This window comes from Streptomyces sp. AHU1 (assembly GCF_045343905.1).
GTDB lineage: Bacteria > Actinomycetota > Actinomycetes > Streptomycetales > Streptomycetaceae > Streptomyces > Streptomyces triticiradicis.
In genome coordinates this window covers 6,411,581-6,435,854 of the sequence record NZ_CP174283.1, presented here as the reverse complement: position 1 = coordinate 6,435,854, position 24,274 = coordinate 6,411,581, and the positions used below count along the sequence as shown (strand labels likewise).

17 protein-coding genes are annotated in these 24,274 nt (G+C 71.8%); 4 read left to right on the top strand and 13 right to left on the bottom strand.

The features are described from left to right. Nucleotides 1–46 precede the first annotated feature (46 nt). The 3 genes from ACICHK_RS28760 to ACICHK_RS28750 all read right to left on the bottom strand — a co-directional run bounded on the left by ACICHK_RS28760 (nt 47) and on the right by ACICHK_RS28750 (nt 6,009). Entirely contained in the window at nt 47–1,492 is a 1,446-nt protein-coding gene (locus ACICHK_RS28760; protein WP_406839122.1) for an aldehyde dehydrogenase family protein, read from the bottom strand. 229 nt (nt 1,493–1,721) lie between these two features. Then, the gene (locus tag ACICHK_RS28755; protein WP_406839121.1) at nt 1,722–3,389 is read right to left on the bottom strand and encodes a PucR family transcriptional regulator; all 1,668 of its coding nucleotides are present in this window, start codon (nt 3,387–3,389) and stop codon (nt 1,722–1,724) included. Nucleotides 3,390–3,594: 205 nt separating this feature from the next. Next, complete coding sequence (locus ACICHK_RS28750) at nt 3,595–6,009, bottom strand: ATP/GTP-binding protein (protein WP_406839120.1); 2,415 nt, start codon at nt 6,007–6,009, stop codon at nt 3,595–3,597. A gap of 313 nt (nt 6,010–6,322) precedes the next feature. Here ACICHK_RS28750 and gabT point away from each other — a divergent pair, with 313 nt between their 5' ends. Further along, nucleotides 6,323–7,657, top strand: a complete 1,335-nt coding sequence (gene gabT / locus ACICHK_RS28745; protein ID WP_406839119.1) for a 4-aminobutyrate--2-oxoglutarate transaminase — start codon at nt 6,323–6,325, stop codon at nt 7,655–7,657. Between the two features lie 133 nt (nt 7,658–7,790). Here the strand turns inward: gabT and ACICHK_RS28740 are convergent, their stop codons facing one another. Beyond that, nucleotides 7,791–9,023 (bottom strand): RNA-guided endonuclease InsQ/TnpB family protein, encoded by a 1,233-nt coding sequence (locus ACICHK_RS28740; RefSeq protein ID WP_406839118.1) that lies wholly within the window; start codon nt 9,021–9,023, stop codon nt 7,791–7,793. A gap of 688 nt (nt 9,024–9,711) precedes the next feature. On the opposite strand from ACICHK_RS28740, the gene ACICHK_RS28735 reads away from it, so the two are divergent. After that, nucleotides 9,712–10,362, top strand: a complete 651-nt coding sequence (locus ACICHK_RS28735; protein WP_406839117.1) for a phosphatase PAP2 family protein — start codon at nt 9,712–9,714, stop codon at nt 10,360–10,362. Here ACICHK_RS28735 and ACICHK_RS28730 read toward each other — a convergent pair. The 8 genes from ACICHK_RS28730 to ACICHK_RS28695 all read right to left on the bottom strand — a co-directional run bounded on the left by ACICHK_RS28730 (nt 10,301) and on the right by ACICHK_RS28695 (nt 20,497). Continuing rightward, nucleotides 10,301–12,142, bottom strand: a complete 1,842-nt coding sequence (locus ACICHK_RS28730) for a chitinase (RefSeq protein WP_406839116.1) — start codon at nt 12,140–12,142, stop codon at nt 10,301–10,303. The genes ACICHK_RS28735 and ACICHK_RS28730 overlap by 62 nt on opposite strands. 337 nt (nt 12,143–12,479) lie before the next feature. Continuing rightward, the gene (locus ACICHK_RS28725; RefSeq protein ID WP_406839115.1) at nt 12,480–12,938 is read right to left on the bottom strand and encodes a hypothetical protein; all 459 of its coding nucleotides are present in this window, start codon (nt 12,936–12,938) and stop codon (nt 12,480–12,482) included. Between the two features lie 362 nt (nt 12,939–13,300). Further along, on the bottom strand, nt 13,301–14,728 hold the full coding sequence (locus ACICHK_RS28720) for an NAD(P)/FAD-dependent oxidoreductase (protein ID WP_406839114.1): 1,428 nt from the start codon (nt 14,726–14,728) through the stop codon (nt 13,301–13,303). Nucleotides 14,729–14,755: 27 nt separating this feature from the next. After that, nucleotides 14,756–15,556, bottom strand: a complete 801-nt coding sequence (locus ACICHK_RS28715; protein WP_406839113.1) for an ABC transporter permease — start codon at nt 15,554–15,556, stop codon at nt 14,756–14,758. Next, entirely contained in the window at nt 15,557–16,489 is a 933-nt protein-coding gene (locus ACICHK_RS28710; RefSeq protein ID WP_406839112.1) for an ABC transporter permease, read from the bottom strand. It abuts the gene before it with no gap. Further along, nucleotides 16,489–17,643 (bottom strand): ABC transporter ATP-binding protein, encoded by a 1,155-nt coding sequence (locus tag ACICHK_RS28705; RefSeq protein WP_406839111.1) that lies wholly within the window; start codon nt 17,641–17,643, stop codon nt 16,489–16,491. Before ACICHK_RS28705 ends, ACICHK_RS28710 begins: the two co-directional genes overlap by 1 nt. Before the next feature lie 5 nt (nt 17,644–17,648). Beyond that, entirely contained in the window at nt 17,649–18,896 is a 1,248-nt protein-coding gene (locus tag ACICHK_RS28700; RefSeq protein WP_406839110.1) for a spermidine/putrescine ABC transporter substrate-binding protein, read from the bottom strand. Nucleotides 18,897–18,970: 74 nt separating this feature from the next. After that, entirely contained in the window at nt 18,971–20,497 is a 1,527-nt protein-coding gene (locus ACICHK_RS28695; RefSeq protein ID WP_406839109.1) for a gamma-aminobutyraldehyde dehydrogenase, read from the bottom strand. Between the two features lie 207 nt (nt 20,498–20,704). Here ACICHK_RS28695 and ACICHK_RS28690 point away from each other — a divergent pair, with 207 nt between their 5' ends. Next, a complete protein-coding gene (locus tag ACICHK_RS28690) occupies nt 20,705–21,256 on the top strand; it encodes an NADAR family protein (RefSeq protein WP_151472199.1) in 552 nt (183 codons plus the stop codon). 290 nt (nt 21,257–21,546) lie between these two features. Next, on the top strand, nt 21,547–23,070 hold the full coding sequence (locus tag ACICHK_RS28685) for an MFS transporter (RefSeq protein WP_406841341.1): 1,524 nt from the start codon (nt 21,547–21,549) through the stop codon (nt 23,068–23,070). 43 nt (nt 23,071–23,113) lie between these two features. Here ACICHK_RS28685 and ACICHK_RS28680 read toward each other — a convergent pair whose 3' ends face one another. After that, nucleotides 23,114–24,214, bottom strand: coding sequence for a DUF4190 domain-containing protein (locus tag ACICHK_RS28680; RefSeq protein WP_406839108.1), 1,101 nt, complete (start codon nt 24,212–24,214; stop codon nt 23,114–23,116). Between the last annotated feature and the right edge of the window lie 60 nt (nt 24,215–24,274).

Sequence of the window (24,274 nt, the reverse complement as noted above, 5' to 3'; positions counted from 1 at the left end):
GCCCCCGCACAGTGGGCTCGGGCCGGTGGCGCCGGGTGGGTCTTCGTCAGAGGGCGAGACCCGTCAGTACGAGCACGCGCTCGTAGGTGTAGTCGTCCATCGCGAACCTGACGCCCTCACGGCCGACGCCGGACTGCTTGGCGCCGCCGTACGGCATCTGGTCGGCGCGGTAGGAGGGGACGTCGCCGATCACGACACCGCCCACCTCCAGGGCGCGGTGCGCGCGGAAGGCCGTCTGCAGGTCGTGCGTGAACACGCCCGTCTGCAGGCCGTACTTGGAGTCGTTGGCGGCCTCGAAGGCGGCCGCCTCGCCGTCCACCTTCTGCACGGTCAGGACCGGTCCGAAGACCTCCTCGCAGGAGATCGTGACATCGGCCGGAACGTCGGCGAGGACGGTCGGGGCGTAGGAGGCGCCGTCGCGCTTGCCGCCGGTGAGCAGCGTGGCGCCGGCCGCGACGGCCTCGTCCACCCACGACTCGACGCGCTCGGCGGCGGCCTCGCTGACCAGCGGGCCGACGTCCGTCGCGTCGTCGGACGGGTCACCGGTGACCTGGGCCTCGACGGCGGCGACGATGCGCGGCAGCAGGCGCTCGTACACCGCGGCGTCCGCGATCACGCGCTGCACCGAGATGCAGGACTGGCCGCCCTGGTAGTTGGAGAAGGTCGCGATCCGGGTCGCGGCCCAGTCCAGGTCCGCGTCGCTCGCGAAGTCGGCGAGGACGACGGCCGCGCCGTTGCCGCCCAGCTCCAGGGTGCAGTGCTTGCGCGGCACCGAGTCCATGATCGCGTAGCCGACCGTCTCGGAACCGGTGAAGGAGATGACGGGCAGGCGCTCGTCCTGGACCAGGGCGGGCATCTTGTCGTTGGCGACCGGGAGGATCGACCAGGAGCCCGCGGGCAGCTCGGTCTCGGCGAGCAGGTCACCGAGGATCAGGCCGGACAGCGGGGTCGCGGGCGCCGGCTTCAGGATGATCGGGGCACCCGCGGCGATGGCCGGGGCGACCTTGTGGGCGCACAGGTTCAGCGGGAAGTTGAAGGGCGCGATACCGAGGACGACGCCCTTGGGGAAGCGGCGCGTGAGCGCGAGCCGGCCCTGGCCGCCCAGGTCGGTGTCGAGGCGCTGGGCCTCGCCGCCGTTGAAGCGGCGGGCCTCCTCCGCGGCGAAACGGAACACGGACACCGCGCGGCCGACCTCGCCCCGGGCCCACTTGATCGGCTTGCCGTTCTCGGCGGAGATGAGCTGCGCGATCTCCTCGGTGCGCTCGGCCAGTCGGCGCGAGACGTGGTCGAGGGCGGCGGCGCGTACGTGGGCCGGGGTGGCGGCGAACTCGTCACGCACGGCGTACGCGGCGGCCACGGCCTCCTCGACCTGGGCCTCGGTGGGCACGCTGACCTGACCGACGAGGCGGCCGTCCCACGGCGAGGTGACGTCGAAGGCGGTCTCGCCGGTGGCCTGGCGGCCGGCGAGCCAGAAGGCGTGGGTGGAAGTCATTGTGCGAGTCCCGGCCCTTCCGTGTTGGGGGTGACGACAGGGGGTGTTTCTGGTGCTGCGCTTTCCCGTCCACGGTAGGGCCGGGACCATCACGGGGCGTTTGTCCGGCGCGTAACAGTCGAAGGGCGGGGTGCGCCGGTTTGGACTGGTCGCCCGGGGGCGCGCGCCTCGTGCCGGGCGAACCGGCGCCGACGGCGGGAAGACCCGTTTACTCCCCCGTGAGACCCGTTCACTCCCCCGTCGCGGCCGTCGCCTTCAGGGCCAGCCAGAGCTCCATCCGGACGTCGGGATCGTCCAGGGAGCGTCCGAGGATCTCCTCGACCCTGCGCATCCGGTAGCGCAGAGTGTGCCGGTGGACCCCCAGGTCGGCGGCCGCCGCGTCCCACTGGCCGTGGCGCGACAGCCACGCCCGCAGCGAGGCGACCAGGTCCCCGCGGCCGGTGGCGTCGTGTTCGTGGAGCGCCCGCAGGAGCCCGTCGGCGAACGCCCGCACGGCGTCGTCCGCGAGCAGCGGCAGGACGGACCCGGCCGCCAGCTCCTCGTGCTCGACGAGGAACCGGCCCCGGCGCCGGGCGACGGAGAGGGCCTGTTCGGCCTGCTTGTAGGCGGCGCGGGCGGCGATCGGGCCGGCCGGCGCCGACAGCCCGACGACGAGTTCGTCCTCGTCCCCGGCGGCCCCGGCGGCCTGCTCGCGCGGAACGCCCCGCGCGGACTCCAGCACCGCGGCGTAGTCCCCGCAGGCCGCGACCGCGGCGCCGCCGTCCACGGCGAGGACGACCAGCCGCTCCCCGTCGGGCACCACGAGCACGGACTCCCCCGAACGCACGGCGGCGGACTCGACGACCTCCGCGAGACCCTCCAGCGGATCGCCCGTGACGTCCGGCACGGCGACGGCGGTCTTCGAGGTCGGGGCGGCGCCCGCGCGCGCGTGCCCGTCGGCGTGCGCCCGTCCGGCCGACGCGGGCACCGACTCGGCGATGATCAGCCGGAAGGGCGCGTCGAGCAGTTCGCCGTACAGGTCTCCGGCGACGGCCCGCGCGTGTTCGGGTTCCCCGGCGAGCAGCATCCCGAGGACGGCCGCGCCGATCCGCTGCTCGGCGGCGTGCAGGGACCGCGAGCGTTCGGTGGTGAGGGTCAGCAGGGCGATCGCCGAGTGCACGGCGTAGCGCTCGGCGGTGCCGAGGGCGCCGGCGGTCCCGACGGCGAGCGCGGCGCGCGGCCTGCGTCCCGTCCCCAGGGAGTGCAGTTCGACGCGGTCCTCCCCGCCCACCACCGAGCTCGCGGGCGCGGGCCGCTCGCGCAGCCGCTCCACGTCCGGGGTGAGCCGCGCGGCGCGGCGTCCCGCCCAGTCCGGGGCGGCGGCGACGACGGAACCGGAGGCGTCATAGAGCGCGGCCCATCCGTCGACCTGCCCGGCGAGCGCGGCGAGCAGTCCCTCGGGCCCCTCGTTCAGTGCCTGCCTGGTGAGTTCGCGCTGCGCCGCGAACCCCGCGGTGACGGCCCGGTACTGGTCCGCGGCGATGGCGGCGGACACGGCCTTGCTGATGGCGAGGAAGGGGGTGCGCCGGGGCACCTCGAGGAGCGGCAGTCCCTCCTCGTCGGCCGCGTCGACGAGTGCCTTCGGGATCTCGTCGTAGGTGACCCCGACGGCGAAGCCGATCCCGACGACCCCGGCACCGGCCAGCCGCTTCACGTACCGCCGCATGACGTCGGGGTCGTCCGCGTCCAGCTTGAGCGCGGTGATCAGCAGCAGTTCCCCGCCCTCCATGTACGGCACGGGGTCGGCGAGCTCGCTGACGTGGGCCCAGCGGACGGGCACGTCCAGGCGGTCCTCCCCCGCGCGCACCGTGAGCTTGAGCGCGGAGTGCTGGACGAGCGAGGCGAGCGTGAGGGGCATGGGGCCTTCAGGTCGGTGTGAGCTCTGCGATCTCTGCGATCACTATGATCTCTGTGATCTTTTGGCCGCGACGTATGAACGGCCTGTGCCAATTCTGCCTCACCGTACGGTAACCGCGTGCGGTCATACCCGTATGTCCTGGTCGGCGGGTCCGCATATTCATACGTTCCCCCCGATACGCACCGCTCGCCGCCCCGGCCGCCCGTCAGCCCCGCAGATCCACCAGCATCGGCGGGGCGTGGTCCCCCTTCACACCGGTCAGCGACAGCACGGCGTGTCCGGGCGGGACGGCGTGGGCCAGTTCGGACGCGGACCAGCGTTCCCGCTCGACCTGACGCACGGTCACGGCGTCCGTGGTCACCGCCTTGCCGGTCACCAGCTTGCGCAGCGCGTGGATGGCCCGGGTCATGGGCTGGTCGGCGAAGACGGTGTGCTGGGCCACGTCCTTCGTCTCCACCCACTCCGTGCCCCAGGACTCGGCGAAGCGCCCTCCGTCCCACGTCGTGACGCCGGAGAAGGCCATGCGGCAGCCGACCGCGCCGTACAGCGGCCCGTGCAGGGACTCGGGGACGTCCCCGATGGTCCGCAGGGCGAGGACCACTCCGGCGTCGTGCGCCCGCAGCCCCTGGATGCGGCGCACCGTCTCGGCGGTCAGGGCGCCGGTCGCGTCGTCGAGGACCAGGCAGGCGAAGTGGCCGCGCCGGTCGCCGCCGCGGACGACGGCGGCGAACTGGGCGAGCAGGAGCCGGGTGATCAGCTGGGACGCCTCCTCGTAGCCGCGTGCGGGCAGATCGACGCGGACGCGCAGCGGATGGTGGGCCACCGCCCGGAGCGAGAACGGCCGGGCGCTCGTGCCCGAACCGAAGAAGTCGGCGAAGACGGGCCGGTCCAGCAGCGCCAGACGGTCGGCCAGGACCGGGCCGGGGTCGTTCGGACCACCGCTCTGCCGCAGCCGCGCCTCCAGTTCGCGGAGCATCGCGGGGTGCCCCCCGGCCGCCAGCTCCCGCCGCAGCGGCTCCAGCAGCTCGGGCACTCCTTCGAGCAGCTCGCGCAGCACGGGGATCGTGGGGAACGCGCCGTGCACGGCCCGGTAGGGACCGAGCAACTGGGCCAGGGCCGTGGCGGCACGCCGGACGTCGACACCGTCGGCGTTCCCGACCAGGCCCTCCGCGAGGAACGCGGCAGCTTCGTCGGCGTCGTCGCAGTCGGCGTACGGGTCCAGGTCGTGGACCGACTCGGGATCGCCGAGCTTCACGACGACGTCGTACGAGGCGTCGGGGCCGACCGGCGTCCCGGCGGCGGCCACGACGACGACGGCGCAGTGCCCGGTGAGGGCCTGCAGTCCGAGGGACTCGGCGACGGGCCCCACGAGGTGGCGCGTCTTCCCCGAACCCGCCGGTCCGACGGCCAGGAGCGAGGTGCCGAGCGCCGCCGGGCCGAGGGCCGCGCCCGCGCCGGAGTAGGCGAGCGGAGTGCGTTCGCGGGCGACCCACCGGCCGAGCCGCACCTGGGCCGCGAGCAGGTCGTGCGAGGCCGAGCGGACGGGCAGGTCGCGGGCTCCGGAGGGGTGGGTCCAGGCGGCGGCGCCCCGGCGCAGCACGGTGTCGCTGAAGGCGGCGAGCCGTCCGTCGCGCTTGGCCGAGGTCCAGGCGCGCAGGATCCGCGCGCAGTCCACGTCGTTCATGCGTTCGCTCAGCACCTCGGAGGACAGCAGTTCCGCCGCCTTGTGCTGTCCGGTCGCCCTCAGTTCGGGCCATTCGGCCGGGGGGCCGGGCGGCTCCTCCGGGGCGGCCGGGGAGGCCGCGGCGCCCGCCGCGGCCGGCCGGGAACCGAACCGCTCCTTGGCGAGCGGCCACCATCCGCCCAGCCGGGCGAAGGGCAGCAGGACCGCCGCGGTGATCAGCGTGTAGACGCCGTAGCTGATCGCCAGCGACTGGAACACGTCGTCACCGCCGGCGAGCAGCGCCACCAGGGACAGCACCGGGTTGACGATCGGCAGGGGGGCCCACCCGACGCCCGGGAAGGCGTCCGGCCAGACGAACGTCAGGGTCAGCAGGGCCGCCAGGGCCGCGACGAGGGCCCGGCCGGGCTGGGCGCGCCGCACGACGAAGTGGTGGGCGATCTCGCGCCAGCTGCCGAGGCGCCCCATGGCGTAGACCAGCGCGGCGAAGAAGAGGCCGTCGTAGACGACGATCGCGTCCACGCCCTGCCAGGACTTCGGGGCCGTCGTCCCGCCCCACCACCAGTCGTCCGGCGTGAACAGTTTCAGCACGACCAGCTGGTAGGGGACGTTCCCCCGGCGCCACAGGGACCAGACGATCAGCCCGAGCACCAGGGGGAGCACCAGGCCGACGATCGTCACGGAGGGCAGACGCCTGCGCTCCCTGGACGCCTTGGGGGCGACGTATCCGTACCGCCAGATCCCGAGGGCGGCCTCGGGGCGGGGCTCATCGAGCCAGTCGCGCACGGTTTGCCGGGGCGCCGGAGGGGCGGCGGGCACGGGCGGCGGGCCCGGGGGCCTGGGCGGAGCGCCCCCGGGGACGGCACCGGGGGGTGCGGCCGGACGAGGCACGGGGTCGGCATGCGTGCCACGTGCGTCGCGCGTACCGTCGAAGTCCATCGTGTGCGCCCCCTGACCAGCCAGTCCGCCTGTCGCTCTCAGGTCAATCTAGTGGTCCCGCGGGGCGAGTTCACCGTTTACGGGGCCGGGTCCGCGGCGGAAGCGAAGCATCGCGCGTCCGCCCTCCCCGTCCACCGCTATGTCCACCACGGACAACGGATTCCTCCGACAACGCCCACATGGCGCATGCCGAGCCCCCCTCCTCGGCTCTAGCCTGCGAAGAAAGAAGGAAAGCGTCCGAAAACCCCCCGCCCGGGCCACCCCCGCATCCGCCGGGTACCGTCCGGTTCGCAAGATCATCAGGGAGCCCCTCATGACCGCAGTTCCGCAGGAGCGCCGCGTCGTCACCGCCATCCCCGGCCCGAAGTCGCAGGAGCTGCAGGCCCGACGCCTCGCCGCGGTCGCGGCCGGTGTGGGGTCGACGCTCCCGGTCTTCACCGCGCGCGCCGGCGGCGGCATCATCGAGGACGTCGACGGCAACCGCCTCATCGACTTCGGCTCCGGCATCGCCGTGACGTCGGTCGGCGCGAGCGCCGAGGCCGTCGTGCGCCGGGCCTCCGCCCAGCTCCAGGACTTCACCCACACCTGCTTCATGGTCACGCCGTACGAGGGCTACGTCGCCGTCGCCGAGGCGCTCGCCGAGCTGACCCCGGGCGACCACGCCAAGAAGTCGGCCCTGTTCAACTCGGGCGCCGAGGCCGTCGAGAACGCCGTCAAGATCGCCCGTGCGTACACCAAGCGCCAGGCCGTCGTCGTCTTCGACCACGGCTACCACGGCCGTACGAACCTCACGATGGCGCTGACCGCCAAGAACATGCCGTACAAGAACGGCTTCGGTCCGTTCGCGCCCGAGGTCTACCGCGTGCCGGTCGCCTACGGCTACCGCTGGCTGACGGGCCCGGAGAACGCCGGCGCCGAGGCCTCCGCCCAGGCCATCGACATGATCAACAAGCAGATCGGCGCCGACAACGTCGCCGCGATCATCATCGAGCCGGTGCTCGGCGAGGGCGGCTTCATCGAGCCCGCGAAGGGCTTCCTGCCGGCGATCCGCCAGTTCGCCGCCGACAACGGCATCGTCTTCGTCGCGGACGAGATCCAGTCCGGCTTCTGCCGCACCGGCCAGTGGTTCGCCTGCGAGGACGAGGGCATCGTCCCGGACCTGATCACGACCGCCAAGGGCATCGCGGGCGGTCTGCCGCTCGCCGCCGTGACGGGCCGCGCCGAGATCATGGACGCCGCCCACGCGGGCGGCCTCGGCGGCACCTACGGCGGCAACCCGGTGGCCTGCGCCGGTGCGCTCGGCTCGATCGAGACGATGAAGGAGCTCGACCTCAACGCCAAGGCGAAGCACATCGAGTCCGTCATGAAGACCCGCCTCGGCGCCATGGCGGAGAAGTTCGAGATCATCGGCGAGGTCCGCGGCCGCGGCGCCATGATCGCGATCGAGCTGGTCAAGGACCGGGACACCAAGGAGCCGAACCCGGAGGCGGCCGGCGCGCTCGCCAAGGCCTGCCACCAGGAGGGCCTGCTGGTCCTGACCTGTGGCACCTACGGCAACGTCCTGCGCTTCCTGCCCCCGCTGGTCATCGGCGAGGACCTCCTCAACGAGGGCCTCGACATCATCGAGCAGGCCTTCTCCCGCATCTGACGCGGACACCGCCGCAGCACCGGGGTCCCCGGAACCGAACCGCCCACGGGCGGATTCCGCGGGGTTCTGGTGCTGCGGCGTTCCCGTGGGGGCGTTTGAACCCTCCCCTCCTGAAGGGGAGGGGATTCCTGGCTCAGGCTGCCTTCGGGAGCGGCGCTCCCGAAGGACTTGTGCCCTCGACACCAGCCGGGTTGAGACCAGCCCGGACCAGCATCACGTGGGCGGAGTTCTTGTCCCTGGGGGACACGGCTCCGCATGTGTTGCAGGTGTAGGTGCGTTCGGACAGCGGGAGTGCGTGCTTGGTTCTCGCTCCGCACTGTGCGCAGTCCATGGTGGTGTGCGCGGGGTGGACGAGGCGGATGGCCCGTCCGTGCTTGCGGCCCATCTCGATCAGGGCCTTCTTCGTGGCGCCGATCGCGGCGTCCGCCGCCTTGCGTGCCATCGACGACCTGGCGAGGAACTTCGGGCGGAAGTCCTCGACAGCGACGGCGTCGTGGTCGGTCACGACCTTCTTCGCCCATTTACGGGCTGTGTCCTGCCGCTGCCGGGCGATCTTCGCGCAGGTCTTCGCCCGCCACCTCTTCGCCTCGCGGTAGCCCTTCGAGGCGGCCTGGCCCTTCTTCGGTCTGCGGCGGGCCATCATCCGGTCGTACCGCGCGAGCTTGTGCTGCGCCTTCTTCCCGTGCTGGGAGTGCGGGAGGTCATGCGTGTCGGAGGTGGTGGTGGCGGTCTCCTTCACCCCCCAGTCCACGCCGAGCACGCGGCCCGTCTCCGGCAGGGGCTGCCCTTGGGCAGGCGCGACGAACGAGCAGTACCAGTGCCCCAGCGCGTCCTGGTACACGCGCACCGAGGACGGGTCGGAGGGCAGGTCCCGCGACCGCACCACCGTCAGCACGATCTTGCCCGCCAGGTGGAGGCGGCCGTCCTTCAGCCGGAATCCACGCCTGGTGTAGTTCAGCGTGGGCAGGGCCTCGCCCTTCTTCTTGTGCCGGGGCATCCCGGCACGGCGGTGCATCGGCAGCCGGTCCTTGATGTCCTTCTGCGCCTTCGCACGGGCCTTGCCGAAGTCGCGGACGGTCTGCTGCTGCACCACCGAGGAGCCCTCGGCCAGCCACGGAGTGCGGGCGCGGGCCTCGGTCAGCATCCTGTCGAGCTGCGCGGGACCGCATGTCCACCTGTCATGAGGGTGCGCCTTGTTGTGCAGGTGCACCGCCCTGGACCTGGCCACGCACTCGTTCCAGATCCACCGGCAGCGTCCCCACTCCGCCTCCAGCGCGGCCCGGCCCGTGGCGGACACCCGGAGCCGGAAGGTGTAACGGGCGTGCCCGCCGACCAAGCCCGGTTCCCTCAACGCAGTGACCGCCATACCCCTCCCCTCCCGGCCCACGCCACGGGCGGCGTTCCGCCCGACACACCAAGACCGTATGTGCGAGCAACGCACACCCGTACCCCTTTCCCCTCGCCGCCACCCGCACCAGCGATCACAGGAACATGCGTTCGCGGTGCCCGCCCAACTGTCGGACATGGACGCACCACATCTGGACCGGATGCGGCGACGCTCCGCGTCGCCCGCACGGGATGCGATTCCGCCCCGGCGTGAACGCCGGGGCACCCTCGCAAGAATCAGGTGAAGAAGGTGTGCGAAGTACATGACGGGACGCGAATCCGTCTGTCGGAGCCGCACCCCCTGCCGTAGGTTCTAACCGGATCAGGGATACACCCGCCCACAGGGGACTGTGGGCCGCACCGGGCCGAGGCCTCCCCGGCTTCGCCCTGGTCGTGCCCTCGCGCACACACCCGGAGCTTGCGGCTCCGGTTCTCCTCACCGATCGGACGGTCGCCCGCCCCAAACCCCCCGGGGCGCGCGGCGTTCCGGTCCGGGCGGCCGCCCCGGAACCACCCCCCCCTGTTCCGGGGCGGCCGACTCCCGGCTTCCGCCGGCCCCTCGTTCCGCCGGCCTCGTCCGCCCGCGGGCCCCTTGTCCCACCGCTTCCGCCGACCGTGCGGGGCGGGCCCGTGCCGCGCCGGTGCCGGACGATGGCAGGCTGTCCCCCATGCCCCGCGCGCCCCTGATGTTCGGCCTGCCCGCCCTCTGCTTCACGCTCGTCACCTGGCAGGTCGTGGCGGGCGGACCGCTCGTGCGCCTGGACGAGTGGCTGAGCGGTGCCCTCGTCCACCCGGACCGGTTCTCCGAACTGCTCGCCGACCTGGGCAGTGTCCAGGTGGCGGTGCCGCTCCTCGCCCTGGCGCTGGTCCTCGTCGCCCGGCGGAACCGTGCCACCGGCCTGGACCGCTGGTGGCTGCCCCCGGCCGCCGCCGCGGTCCTGATGCTCCTCGTCCCCGCGGTGGTCGTTCCCCTGAAGGAACTCGTCGCCCGGCCGGGCCCCCCGGTCATGGGACCCGGCACCGGCTTCTACCCCTCGGGGCACACCGCCACCGCCTTCGTCGCGTACGGGGCGGCGGCCCTGCTCCTCCTCCCGCTGCTCCGCACCGCCGGTGCCCGGGGCGCGCTGCTGTGCGTCTGCGCGGCCCTGAACGCGTGCGTGGCCTTCGGTCTGGTCCGGCGCGGCTACCACTGGCCACTGGACGTCGTGGCCAGTTGGTGCCTCTGCGCAATGTTGCTGTCCTGCCTGTGGCTCTTCCTCAGCCGAAGTACGCGTCGAAGTTCCGCGAGAACTCCCAGCCCCCGAACCGGTCCCAGTTGACCGACCACGTCATCAGACCGCGCAGGCCCGGCCAGGTGCCGTGGGTCGCGTACGAGCCGCAGTCGGTCTTCTTCGTGAGGCAGTTCAGGGTCTTGGTGACCTCGGCCGGGGCGACGTAGCCGTTGCCCGCGTTGGTGGTGGCGGGCATGCCGATCGCCATCTGGTCGGGACGCAGGGGCGGGAAGACGTTGTTCGCGTCGCCCGCCACCGGGAAGCCGGTCAGCAGCATGTCGGTCATCGCGATGTGGAAGTCGGCGCCGCCCATGGAGTGGTACTGGTTGTCGAGGCCCATGATCGACCCGGAGTTGTAGTCCTGGACGTGCAGGAGGGTCAGGTCGTCCCGCAGGGCGTGGATCACCGGGAGGTACGCTCCGGCGCGCGGGTCCTGGCCGCCCCACTTGCCGGTGCCGTAGTACTGGTAGCCGAGCTGGACGAAGAACGTCTCCGGGGCCATGCTCAGCACGAACTTCGAGCCGTACTTGGCCTTCAGGGTCTTCAGGGCCGAGATGAGGTTGACGATCACCGGGGTGGTCGGGCTCTTGAAGTTGGTGTCGTTCGCGTCGAGGGAGAGCGAGTGGCCCTCGAAGTCGATGTCCAGGCCGTCCAGGCCGTAGGTGTCGATGATCTTCGAGACCGAGGAGACGAAGGTGTCACGGGCGGCCGTGGTGCTCAGCTGGACCTGTCCGTTCTGGCCGCCGATCGAGATCAGCACCTTCTTGCCGGCCGCCTGCTTGGCCTTGATCGCGGCCTTGAAGTCGGCGTCGCTCTCGACCGTGGGGCACTCGGTGACCGGGCAGCGGTTGAAGCGGATGTCCCCCGAGGTGACGGAGGTCGGCTCACCGAAGGCCAGGTCGATGACGTCCCAGCTGTCGGGCACGTCGGCCATGCGCGTGTATCCGGCGCCGTTGGCGAAGCTCGCGTGGAGGTAGCCGACGAGCGCGTGCGTGGGCAGGTCGGAGGAGCCGCCGCCCCCGCCACCGCCGCCGGAGCCCGCCGACGTGGTCGCGGTGACGGTCGCCGACCTCGCGGACTCGCCCGCGTCGTTGGTCGCGGTGACCTGGAAGGAGTACGCGGTGGAGGCCGAGAGCCCGCTCACGGTGGCCGAGGTCCCGGTGACGCTCTGGACCTTCGTCCCGTCGCGGTAGACGGAGTAGCCGGTCGCGCCGGACACCGCCGACCAGGACAGGCCGACCGAGGACGAGGTGACCGTGCCGGTCTTCAGACCGGCCGGCGCGGCCGGCGGCTGTCCCGCGTCGACGCCGGGGCCGGTCAGCGAGAGGTCGTCGGCCCAGTAGGAGCCGGTGCCGTACCAGCCGTGCGTGTAGATCGTGACCCGGGTGGTGGCGGCGCCGGTGCGGAAGGTGGTGCTGAGGTGCTGCCAGTCGGCGGCGGACGGGGTCCAGGTGCTGACGTCGGTCGTGCCGGTGCCGGTCGCGCCGAGGTAGACGTAGGCGCCGCGGACGTAGCCGGAGAGGGTGTACTGCGCGTCGGGCTTCACCGTCACGGTCTGCGAGCACTGCGCGTAGTCGCTGCCGGCCGGGGTCGCCGTCATCGCCGAACTTCCGCTGTGCACAGGTGAGTTGACGACCGTGGATGCCGTGCAGGTCCAGTTGCCCAGGCCCGACTCGAAGCCGCCGTTCTTCACGAGGTCGACGTCCGCGGCCTGGGCGGCCGAGGAGAGCGCGACCAGGCCGGGAACGGCCAGGACGGTGGCCGCGCAGGCGGCGAGCAGCCGTCGGCGACGGTGCGCGAGGGGTCTGTCGTGTCTGGTGGGGGCCATGAGTGCCTCCGGGCATGGGGGAGTTGGAGGATGGAGCGCGCCCAACTTGGTCCAGACCAATTCGGTTGTCAAGTCCCCCGGCACGTACCGGAGTTCACGCTTCCACCGGAACGGCTCCCGGACAGCCGCCGGAACGGCTCCCGCGCCTCCGCCGGAAGGGGTCACCCCCGGCCGCGCCGGTCCCGTCCCCGGCCACGCGCGGAACACCTCCTGGACCTCCGCCTGAACCGGGCTCCTCAACGCGACCGGAACCACCCGTCACCGCGACCGGAACCGCCCCTCACCCCCGCCGGTCCCCGCCGTCGTCCCCGCCGTCACCCTCACCGGGACCCGCCCCTCACCCCCACCCCTCCCGTCTCCCCGCGAGGTCCGCCGCGGCCTCGTGCATGGCCAGTTCGAGCAGTGCCGGATCGGTGAGCGTGCCCGAGCCGTCCGGCGGGACCAGCCAGCGGACCCCGCCGGTCGACCGCCCCGGGTACGGCACCACGATCCATGTGCCGTGGCCCGCCGTGCGCACCCCCGTGCCCAGCCACCGGCCCGCGGTGCCCGCGGGCACGAAGAAGCCCGTCCGGGCGTCGCCGAAGTCGACGAGCACCGGCCCGGGCAGGTCGAGCACCCGGCTCAGCACGTCGAGGGTCGGATAGCCGAGCTCGCCCGGCAGGATCAGGACGTCCCAGGCCCTTCCCGCGGGCAGCAGCGTGACCCCGCGCGGATCGCGCTCCCACTCCCGGCGGCAGGCCCCGGGGTCCGGAGCCACGGATGCCAGCCACTCGACCGCCGCCTTGGGCCCTGTCATGACGGAACCTCCCTCTCGTGTCGACGCGGGTCGCGTCACGGAGGAGAGGGAGGTCCGGGCGTTTCATTACGCGGGTTCGGGCGACGACCTGAAAGAAGTTCAACTCACCGGCCCACCGGACCACCCGCCCACCGGCCCACCGGCCCGCGCGGAGCGGGCGTCGCCCGCCGCAGCGCTAGGACCTGTCCGGTCGATCATGGTGGAGGATCCCGACGGCACCTGGTGAGTGCCGGTGAGCGGGGTGTGGTGTGTGCAGCTGCAAGGCGGAGGAGGGAGGCGACGCGGAGCGTCGTCGACTGACGACAACGCCGCAGATGTGCGTGCCACACCCCGCGTCTCCGCCATGATCGACCGGACAGGTCCTAGCTGTCGAAGCCGAGGCCGAGCCTGTCCATCGCCTTCAGCCACAGATTGCGCCGGCCGCCGTGCGTGTCCGCCCGTGCCAGCGACCACTTGGTGAGCGCGATGCCGGTCCAGGCGAACGGCTCGGGCGGGAACGGCAGCGGCTTCCTGCGGACCATCTCCAGCTCGGTGCGTTCGGTGCGCTCCCCCGCCAGCAGGTCGAGCATCACCTCCGCGCCGAACCGGGTGGCGCCCACACCGAGGCCCGTGTAGCCGGCCGCGTAGGCGACCTTGCCGTGGTGGGCGCTGCCGAAGAACGCCGAGAACCGGGAGCAGGTGTCGATCGCGCCGCCCCAGGCGTGCGAGAAGCGGACTCCCTCGAGCTGCGGGAAGCAGGTGAAGAAGTGCTCGGCGAGCTTGGCGTACGTCTCCGGGCGGTCGTCGTACTCGGCGCGCACCCGGCCGCCGTACGGGTAGATCGCGTCGTAACCGCCCCACAGGATCCGGTTGTCGGCCGACAGCCGGAAGTAGTGGAACTGGTTCGCCGAGTCGCCGAGCCCCTGGCGGTTCTTCCAGCCGATCGAGGCGAGCTGTGCGTCGGTGAGCGGTTCGGTCATCAGCGCGTAGTCGTAGACCGGGACGGTGTACGAGCGGACGCGCCTGACCAGGCTGGGGAAGATGTTGGTGCCGAGGGCCACCCGGCGGGCGCGGACCGAGCCGTACGGGGTGCGGACGGCCATGCCGGCGCCGTACGGCTTCAGGTCGAGGGCGGGCGTGTGCTCGTACACCCGCACCCCGAGCTCCACGCACGCGCGCTTGAGGCCCCAGGCCAGCTTCGCCGGGTGGAGCATGGCGACCCCGCGGCGGTCGTGCAGCCCGGCCAGGAAGGTCGGGGAGTCGACCTGTTCCCGTACCGCCGCGGTGTCGAGGAACTCGATGCCCTCGGCGAGGCCCCGCCGCTCCAGTTCCTGGTACCACTCGCGCAGCTCGGCCGCCTGGTGCGGCTCGGTGGCGACGTCGATCTCGCCGCTGCGCTCGAAGTCGCAGTCGAGGGAGTAGCGGGCGACGGCCGCCTCGATCTCGTCGAGGTTGCGGGCGCCCAGCTCCTCCAGCTTTCCGATCTCGTCCGGCCAGCGGGTGAGCCCGTTGGCCAGACCGTGGGTGAGGGAGGCGGCGCAGAAGCCGCCGTTGCGGCCCGAGGCGGCCCAGCCCACCTCGCGGCCCTCCACCAGGACGACGTCCCGCCCGGGGTCGCGCTCCTTGGCGATCAGCGCGGTCCACAGCCCGCTGTAGCCGCCGCCGACGACGAGCAGGTCGCAGGTCTCGGCACCGGTGAGCGCGGGCTCGGGGCGGGGCCTGCCGGGGTCGTCCAGCCAGTACGGGACCGGCTGGGCGTCGGAAAGGGATTTCGTCCACTGATTACCACGGGTCATGGCGCTTGGGGCCATGATTTCAACTCCCTACAAGGGTGACGGTTATGCCTTCTGCCTGTTCCGGCGATTTCCGATGATCATTCCGAACAGGACGAACAGCACGGCGACGAGGAACATGGCCGTACCGATGACATTGATCTGGACGGGCGTTCCGCGCTGTGCCGAACCCCAGACGAACATGGGGAACGTGACGGTCGAGCCCGCGTTGAAATTGGTGATGATGAAATCGTCGAAGGAGAGCGCGAAGGCGAGCAGCGCGCCCGCGGCGATTCCGGGGGCCGCGATGGGCAGGGTGACCCTCAGGAACGTCTGCGCCGGGCCGGCGTAGAGGTCCTGGGCGGCCTGTTCCAGCCTCGGGTCCATCGACATGACACGGGCCTTGACGGCCGTGACGACGAAGCTGAGGCAGAACATGATGTGGGCGATCAGGATCGTCCAGAAGCCCAGCTGGGCGCCCATGTTGAGGAACAGGGTGAGCAGCGAGGCGGCCATGACGACCTCGGGCATCGCCATCGGCAGGAAGATCAGCGAGTTCACGGCGCCGCGCGCGCGGAAGCGGTAGCGGACCAGCGCGAAGGCGATCATCGTGCCGAGGACGGTGGCCCCGAGCGTCGCCCAGACGGCGATCTGGAGGCTGAGCCCGAGCGAGCCGCACATGTCGGCGACACCGCACGGGTCCTTCCAGGCGTCCGTGGAGAACTGCTGCCACTCGTAGTTGAAGCGCCCCTTCGGTTTGTTGAAGGAGAACACGGTGACGACGACGTTGGGCAGCAGCAGATAGGAGAGCGTCAGCAGTCCCGCGATGACGACGAGATGACGCTTGAGCCAGTTGACGAAGGGCATTTAGACCAGATCCTCCGTCCCGGACCGGCGGATGTAGACCGTGACCATGAGCAGGATCGCGGCCATGAGGATGAAGGAGAGCGCGGCGGCCGTCGGATAGTCCAGGATCCGCAGGAACTGGGTCTGGATGACGTTGCCGATCATGCGGGTGTCGGTCGAGCCGAGGAGTTCGGCGTTGACGTAGTCACCGGCCGCCGGGATGAAGGTGAGCAGCGTTCCGGAGACCACGCCCGGCATCGACAGCGGGAAGGTGACCTTGCGGAAGGTCGTCCAGGGCCTGGCGTACAGGTCGCCCGCGGCCTCGTGCAGCCGGCCGTCGATGCGCTCCAGCGAGGTGTAGAGCGGCAGGATCATGAACGGCAGGAAGTTGTACGTCAGACCGCACACGACGGCCAGTGGCGTCGCGAGGACGCGGTCGCCCGCGGTCCAGCCGAGCCAGCTGGTCACGTCGAGCACGTGCAGCGTGTTGAGCGCGCCGACGACCGGGCCGCTGTCGGCGAGGATCGTCTTCCACGCGAGGGTGCGGATCAGGAAGCTGGTGAAGAACGGGGCGATCACCAGGATCATGATCAGGTTGCGCCAGCGGCCCGCGCGGAAGGCGATGAGGTACGCCAGCGGGTAGCCGAGCAGCAGGCACAGGACCGTGGCGGCGGCCGCGTAGAGGACCGAGCGCAGGAACTGCGGCCAGTACTCGGTGAGCGCGTCCCAGTAGGTCGCGAAGTGCCAGGTGACCTTGTAGCCCGCCTCCAGGGAGCCCGTCTGCACGGACGTGGAGGCCTGGTAGATCATCGGCAGCGCGAAGAAGATCACGAGCCACAGGAGTCCCGGCAGCAGCAGCCAGTACGGGACGAGGCGGCCCCGCTTCCTCGGCGGCTTCGGGTCGGTCCCCGGTGCGAGCGGGGGCGCTTCGGCCTCGGTGACGGTGGCGGCCATCAGGCGGCCTCCTCCTCGGCCGTGTCGACACCCGCGTCGATGTCCTGGGCGGCGTCGAGTCCGAACGTGTGCGCCGGGCTCCAGTGCAGGACGACGTCCGCGCCGGGGACGAGCCGGGAGTCGCGCTCGATGTTCTGGGCGTAGACCTCGAACTCGGGGCAGACGGCGCTGTCGACGACGTACTGCGTGGAGACGCCGATGAAGCTGGAGTGGGCGATCTTGCCGGTGATCCGGTTGCGGCCGGCGGGTATCGCGCCCGCGTCGTCGGCGTGCGTGAGGGAGATCTTCTCCGGGCGGATGCCGACGAGGACCTTGCCGCCGGTCTGCGCCGGGGCCGAACATCGCGCCCGGGGCAGCACCAGCTTGCCGCCGCCCGCCTTGAGGACGACGTCCTCGCCGCTCCTGGTGTCCACCTCGGCCTCGATGAGGTTCGAGGTGCCGAGGAAGTTGGCGACGAACGTGGTCCGCGGGTTCTCGTACAGGTCGGTGGGCGAGCCGAGCTGCTCGACCCGGCCCCCGTTCATCACGGCGACCGTGTCGGCCATGGTCATGGCCTCCTCCTGGTCGTGCGTGACGTGCACGAAGGTGATGCCGACCTCGGTCTGGATCCGCTTGAGCTCCAGCTGCATCTGACGGCGCAGCTTGAGGTCGAGGGCGCCCAGCGGCTCGTCGAGGAGCAGCACCTTGGGGTGGTTGATCAGCGCGCGGGCGACCGCGACGCGCTGCTGCTGGCCGCCGGAGAGCTGGTGGGGTTTCTTGCGCGCCTGCTCACCGAGCTGGACCAGGTCGAGCATCTCGTCGACCTGCTTCTTGACGCTCTTGATGCCGCGCCGGCGCAGGCCGAAGGCGACGTTCTCGAAGATGTCCAGGTGCGGGAAGAGCGCGTACGACTGGAAGACGGTGTTCACCGGCCGCTTGTAGGGCGGCAGGTGCGTCACCTCCTGGTCGCCGAGGTGCACGGTGCCGGTGGAGGGTTCCTCCAGACCGGCGATCATGCGCAGGGTGGTCGTCTTGCCGCAGCCCGAGGCACCGAGCAGGGCGAAGAAGGAGCCCTGCGGCGCGGTCAGGTCGAGCGGGTGCACGGCGGTGAAGCCGTTGTCGTAGGTCTTGCTGATCCCGGAGAGGCGGACGTCGCCGCTGGTTTCTGTCGTCATGATCGTCACGCCCCTGTGAGCTTCGCGAACTTCTCTTCGTAGGCCGTCTCTTCCTTCTGGCTCAGCGCGCGGAAGGAGTGCGACTTGGCCTGCATGGCCTTGTCAGGAACGATCAGCGGGTTGTTCGCCGCGTCCTGGTCGATCTTGGCAAGGTAGGGCTTCACGCCTTCGACCGGAGTCGCGTAGTTGATGTACGCGGCGAGCTCGGCGGCCTGCTCCGGCTCGTAGTAGAAGTCGATCAGCCGCTCGGCGTTCGTCTTGTGACGTGCCTTGTTCGGGACCAGCAGGTTGTCGGTCGACGTCATGTAGCCGCTGTCGGGGATGACGAAGTCGACGTCGGGGCTGTCGTTCTTGAGCTGGACGATGTCGCCGGCCCAGGCGACACAGGCCGCGATGTCGCCCTTGGTGAGGTCGGAGGTGTAGTCGTTGCCCGTGAAGCGGCGGATCTGGCCCTTGTCGACGGCCTTCTGGAGCCGGGCGATCGCCGCGTCGAAGTCGTCGTCGGTGAACTTCGCCGGGTCCTTGCCCATGTCGAGCAGGGTCATGCCCATGGTGTCGCGCATCTCGGACAGGAACGAGACGCGGCCCTTGAGCTTCGGGTTGTCGAGGAGGTCGGAGACCGACTTCACCTCGATGCCGTCGAGCGCCTTCTTGTTGAAGGCGACGACCGTCGGGATGCCCTGCCACGGGTAGGAGTAGGCGCGTCCCGGGTCCCAGTCGGGGTTGCGGAACTGCGGCGACAGGTTGGTGTAGGCGTGCGGCAGGTTGGACGGGTCCAGCTTCTGCACCCAGCCCAGCCGGATCACGCGCGCGGCCAGCCAGTCGGTGAGGACGATCAGGTCGCGGCCGGTGTCCTGGCCCGCGGCGAGCTGCGGCTTGATCTTCGCGAAGAACTCGTTGTTGTCGTTGATGTCCTCGGTGTACTTGACCGAGATGCCCGTCCGCTTGCGGAAGGTCTCCAGCGTCGGATGGTGCTTGCCGCTGTCGTCGAGGTCGATGTACTCGGTCCAGTTGGAGAAGCTGAGGGTCTTCTCCGTGGCCGAGTGGTCCTGGGCGGACGTGCCGCCCTGCGTCCGGCCGGCCGCGGGGATCCCGCAGCCGGTCAGCGCCCCGAGTCCGCCGACGGCCAGCGCGCCGCCCGCCGAGGCGCGCAGCAGCGAACGGCGGGTGAGGGACGCCCTGCCGCTGCGGAGACTGCGCCGCATGGCGGCCAGTTGTACCGGGGACAGGCGTTCGGGCTCGTACTGCTCCATGCTCTGGTGCCCTTTCGGATGGGTCACGGCCGTGGTCGCGGCCTTGGTCTGCCACAGGGCCGTAGCCGGTGGGGCTACGGCCGGTCCCCGAAGACCGTGCGGTGCCAGTCCTTCCTGGCGACCGCCGTATTGTCGAACATGACGTGCTTGACCTGCGTGTACTCCTCGAAGGAGTAGGCGGACATGTCCTTGCCGAAGCCGGACGCCTTGTAGCCGCCGTGCGGCATCTCGCTGATGATCGGGATGTGGTCGTTGACCCACACGCAGCCGGCCTTGATCTCGCGGGTCGCGCGGTTGGCCCGGTAGACGTCGCGGCTCCAGGCGGAGGCGGCGAGTCCGTACGGGGTGTCGTTGGCCAGCGCGATGCCCTCGTCGTCGGTGTCGAAGGGGAGCACCACGAGCACCGGGCCGAAGATCTCGGCCTGCACGATCTCGCTGTCCTGTGCGGCGTCGGCGACGAGTGTGGGCGCGTAGTAGGCGCCGCTCTTGAGGTCTCCCTGCGGGGCCTCGCCGCCGGTGACCACGCGCGCGTAGCCGCGGGCCCGGTCGACGAATCCGGCGACGCGGTCGCGCTGGGCGTGCGAGATCAGCGGACCGAGGTCGGTGCCGGGCGCGAACGGGTCGCCCACGCGGACGCTCGCCATCAGGGCGGCGGTGCGCTCGACGAACGCCTCGTAGAGGGGCCGCTGCACGTACGCGCGCGTGGCGGCCGTGCAGTCCTGCCCGGTGTTGATGAGCGAACCGGCGACCGCGCCCTGCACGGCGGCCTCCAGGTCCGCGTCGTCGAAGACGACGAAGGGCGCCTTGCCGCCGAGCTCCAGGTGGAGGCGCTTGACGGTCGAGGTGGCGATCTCGGCGACGCGCTTGCCGACGGCGGTCGAGCCGGTGAAGGACGTCATGGCGACGTCGGGGTGCCCGACGAGGTGTTCGCCGGCCTCCTTACCCAGACCTGTGACGATGTTGATCACACCGTCCGGGATGCCCGCGTGGGTGGCCGCCTCGGCGAACAGCAGGGAGGTGAGCGGGGTCAGCTCGGCGGGCTTCAGCACGATCGTGTTGCCGGCCGCGATGGCGGGGAGGATCTTCCAGGCGGCCATCTGGAGCGGGTAGTTCCAGGGCGCGATGGAGCCGACGACGCCGATGGGCTCGCGGCGTACGTACGAGGTGTGGTCGCCGGAGTACTCACCGGCCGACTGGCCCTGCAGGTGCCGGGCGGCGCCCGCGAAGAACGCGGTGTTGTCGATGGTTCCCGGGACGTCGAACTCGCGGGTGAGCTTGAGGGGCTTTCCGCACTGCAGCGACTCGGCCCGCGCGAACTCCTCGGCCCGCTCGGCGAGCACGGCGGCGAACCGGTGCAGCGCGTCGGACCGCTCCCCGGGGGTGGTGGCCGCCCAGCCGGGGAACGCCGCGCGGGCGGCCGCGACGGCGGCGTCCACGTCGGCGGTGCTCGCCAGCTCGTACGTGTACACCTCCTCGCCCGTGGCGGGGTTCACGACCGCGTGCATGCGACCGGAGGTGCCCTTGACGAGACGGCCCCCGATGTACTGCGCGCCGTCCGCTAGGCGGTCCTGCGCCTGGAAGCGATGGCCCGGATTGTGCATGTCGCTCTCCTCCGCCGGTCTCCCCGTCGAGACGGGGCCGGCGTAGCTCCAGCTCGATTTGAGTGCCGATCCTGACAGAGCAAAGGGACTCCAACAAGTGATTCCGTTGTTGCCTTTTGGTTACGCGACGGATTCCTTTGACCAGGTGTCGAGTCCTCCCGGAAAAGGCGGGACGGTGTGTCAGTGGTGCGTGCCAAAGTGGCGTGCATGGGGAAGATCGATACACGTGACGCGCTGATCAGCGCGGTCTCGTCGGGGACGCCGGTGAAGTACCTGCACTTCTGGGGACACCGCCCGAGGGCCGACGGCTCGGTGGGGCCGGGCTGTCTCAGCCAGTGGTGGCCGTCACCCTTCGTGGTCGAAGGAGTCGAGTACGCGACGGCGGAGCACTGGATGATGGCGTCCAAGGCACGCCTCTTCCGCGACGCCGAGGCCGAGCGGCAGGCGATCGACGCGGCGAACCCCGCGCTCGCCAAGAAGGCCGGACGGCTGGTGCGCGGCTTCGACGAGGCCGTCTGGGAGCGCGAGCGGTTCGGGATCGTCGTCGAGGGCAGCGTCCACAAGTTCGCCGCCCACCCCGACCTGCGGGCGTTCCTCGTGGGCACGGGCGGGCGGGTGCTGGTCGAGGCGAGCCCCATGGACCGGGTCTGGGGCATCGGGCTCGCCGCCACCGACCAGGGTGCCCACGACCCCCGCCGCTGGCGCGGCGAGAACCTGCTGGGCTTCGCCCTGATGGAGGCACGCGAGCGGCTGCGCTAGCCGCTGGGCTCGGCAGAGGGCCGGGGCGCGGGAACCCGGGGCCACCGCGCCCCGGATTCCGCGCGACGGCTGTCCGCGCGGCGGGCGCCGCCGCCCCGGTCCCGCCACCGGGTCCACGCGGCGACCGACGGCCCCGGCGCGTCTCCGGGCGTGTCCGGCGGTGCGGTGGCCCGGATGCAGTGGCGGGCGAACCGGCTGAGACTGTGCCCGTGACCGGCACCGACGCGGCGCGGGACGACACCGCGCTCCCAGGACCCCGTACGCCGAACCAGTCGCTGGCGCTGGCGGCGATGCTCTTCGCCGTGGCGATGACGTTCATCGACCAGACGATCGTCTCCATCGCGGCCCCGGACATCGTCCACGAGCTGAATCTCTCGGCGTCCGGGATGCAGTGGGTGGTGAACGCCTACCTGCTGTCGCTGGCCGCGTTCTTCGCCCTCGGCGGACGGCTGGCGGACCTGTTCGGGCCACGCCGGGTGGTCGTCGTCGGCACCCTCGTGTTCGTCGTCTCCTCCGTGCTGTGCGGCTGCGTGCCCGAGGGGGACCTCGCCCAGACCTGGCTGATCGTCTTCAGGGCGACCCAGGGCCTGGGGGCCGCCCTCCTCTTCCCCGCGGCGCTCGCCGTGGTGGTGGCCGTGTTCCCGGTGGAGCGGCGCGGCCGGGCCCTCGCGCTGTTCTTCGGACTGTCGGGGGCGCTGACGGCCATCGGCCCGCTGCTGGGCGGCTGGCTCACGGCGTGGACCTGGCGGGCGATCTTCTGGGTCAACGTGCCCGTCGCCGTCGTGGCGCTCGTCCTGACCGCGCTGGCGCGCATCCCCGACCGGCGGCGCGACGAGTCGCTGGACGCCGTCGGGGCCGTGCTCATCGCGGTGGGCATGGGCCTGAGCGTGCTCGGATTCCAGCAGGCCGCGTCCTGGGGCTGGGACAGCGTGGCGACCTGGGTCTGCATCGTGGGCGGCCTCGTCCTCCTGGTCCTGTTCTGCCGCTACGAACGGGACCGGCGCCATCCGCTGGTCAACCTGGCGGTCTTCCGGGACAAGGCGTTCACCGTGGACGCCCTGGTGCTCTTCTTCATCATGCTCGCCTTCGTCCCGGTCTTCTTCTTCGCCTCGGTGTACGCGCAGGTCTCCCTCAGCGCCTCGCCGAACCAGGCGGCGCTCTACCTGCTGTACTTCTTCGCGGGCTTCGCGATCGCCTCCCAGTGGGGCGGCCGCATGCTGGACAAGAAGGGCGCGCGGCCGCCCATGAAGATCGGCACCGCCCTGGGCGCGGTCGGGTTCTACCTCTGGGCCGGCAAGCTGACCGACCTGTCGATGCACGACCAGTGGCCGTACGTCGCCCTCGCGGGCGCCGGCATCGGCTTCGTCCTGGCACCCGCTTCCACCGACGCCGTCAACCGGTCCATCGGCGCCTCCTACGGGGAGGTCACCGGCATCACGCAGACCGTCCGCAACTACGCGGCGAGCGTGGGGCTCGCCGTCTTCGGGACCGTCCTGACGCACACGATGACGGACAAGGTCGTCTCGACGCTCACGTCTCACGGCATGTCGTCGTCCGCGGCCCACGGCATCGCCGACGACATCGCCCAGGCCGTCACGGGCAACGCCGACGCACGGCAGCCCACGGGCACCGGCGCCGCCGCGTCGACCATGCGCGACGTGATGACGAGCGTGCGGACGGACTTCGCCGAGGCCAATCAGTACGTCTTCTACGGCATGGCGATCGCGCTCGCCGTCGGATTCCTCTGCGCCCTGCGCCACCCCGGAGGCCGAGGGGGGACGGCGGCACCGGACGACCCCCCGCCCGCCGGCTGACACCGCCGTCGGACCGGCCCGCGGACGAGCCGGCCGCGGGTCGTCACCGGTGCGTCACCAGCGACGTGGAGAAGCCGTCGTCGTCGCCGCCCGTGTCACCGCCCCTGTCGTCCTGGGCGAAGACGATGACGAGGACGAACACGGCGACGGCGAGGACGAGCCCGACGGCTCCGCAGATGACCCCGGCCAGCGCCTGCCCGGAGTTCGTGGCCTCGCCGCGGCGGGCCTTGGCCCCACCGATCAGCCCGAAGACCACCGCGAGGACGCCCAGCACGATCGCCAGCGGCCACACGACGAACAGGACCGCCGCGATGATGCCCAGCACGAGCCCGGCGGTTCCCATGCCGTTGCTCGGCACCGGCTGCATCAGGGGCCAGCCGTAGCCCGGTGCGCCCGGATGCGCGGGAGCGCCGGGGTACGGCGGGGGGCCGTAGCCGTACGGAAGGCCCGGGCCGCCGGGGGCGATCGGCGGCGGGGGGACGGGCTCGCCGGGAACGGGCCCCGGATAGGGGGTGGGGACCGTCGGCGCCGCGAAGGGGTTGTTCCCCGTCGGCGGGGCGAAGGGGTTGTCCCAGGAGGGGCCGCCGGGGCCTCCCGGTCCGGGCGGGACCGGTGCGCCGGGCAGCGAGGTGATCGTGGGAAGTCCGTACGCCGGAGGAGGCACGGCGCTCCCCCGTGCGGTCCCCCCGGACGGGGAGATCTCCTCGGGCGGCGCCCACGGGTCGAACCCGGGCTCCCCGTCCACGTCCCGCTTCCCCAGGGAGACCCTGGCGTCGGGGGTGGGGGCGGGAGCGGCGAACGGCGCGGTGCCCTGCGCGGGCACCGAACCCTTCGGCGCGGCGCCCGGCGCGGACACCCGGTGCCCCGGTCCGTCGCCGGACGCGCTGTCCGGCCGCGGCGCGCTCTCCCCCGGCCCAGGGCCCTGATCACCGTCCCGGCCGCCGTCCGGCAGAGGTGCCGCGCGGTCGGGACCGGCGGCGTCCGCGCGGTCCGCGCCGGGTATCGCGTCCGTCGCGGAACCGGAGTCCGGCGCGGCGCCCGTCCCGGCCGACCCGGCCCGCGCGGACGCCGGGTCCGCCCCGCCGGGCGGAGCCCACGCACCCGCGTCGCGCGGGGCTGTCGGCCTCTGGGCGTCGTCGGACATGCGCGAGGTCCCCTCTCTCGTACGTTCCGTCATGCTACGGCCCGCGCCCCCGCGTGGATC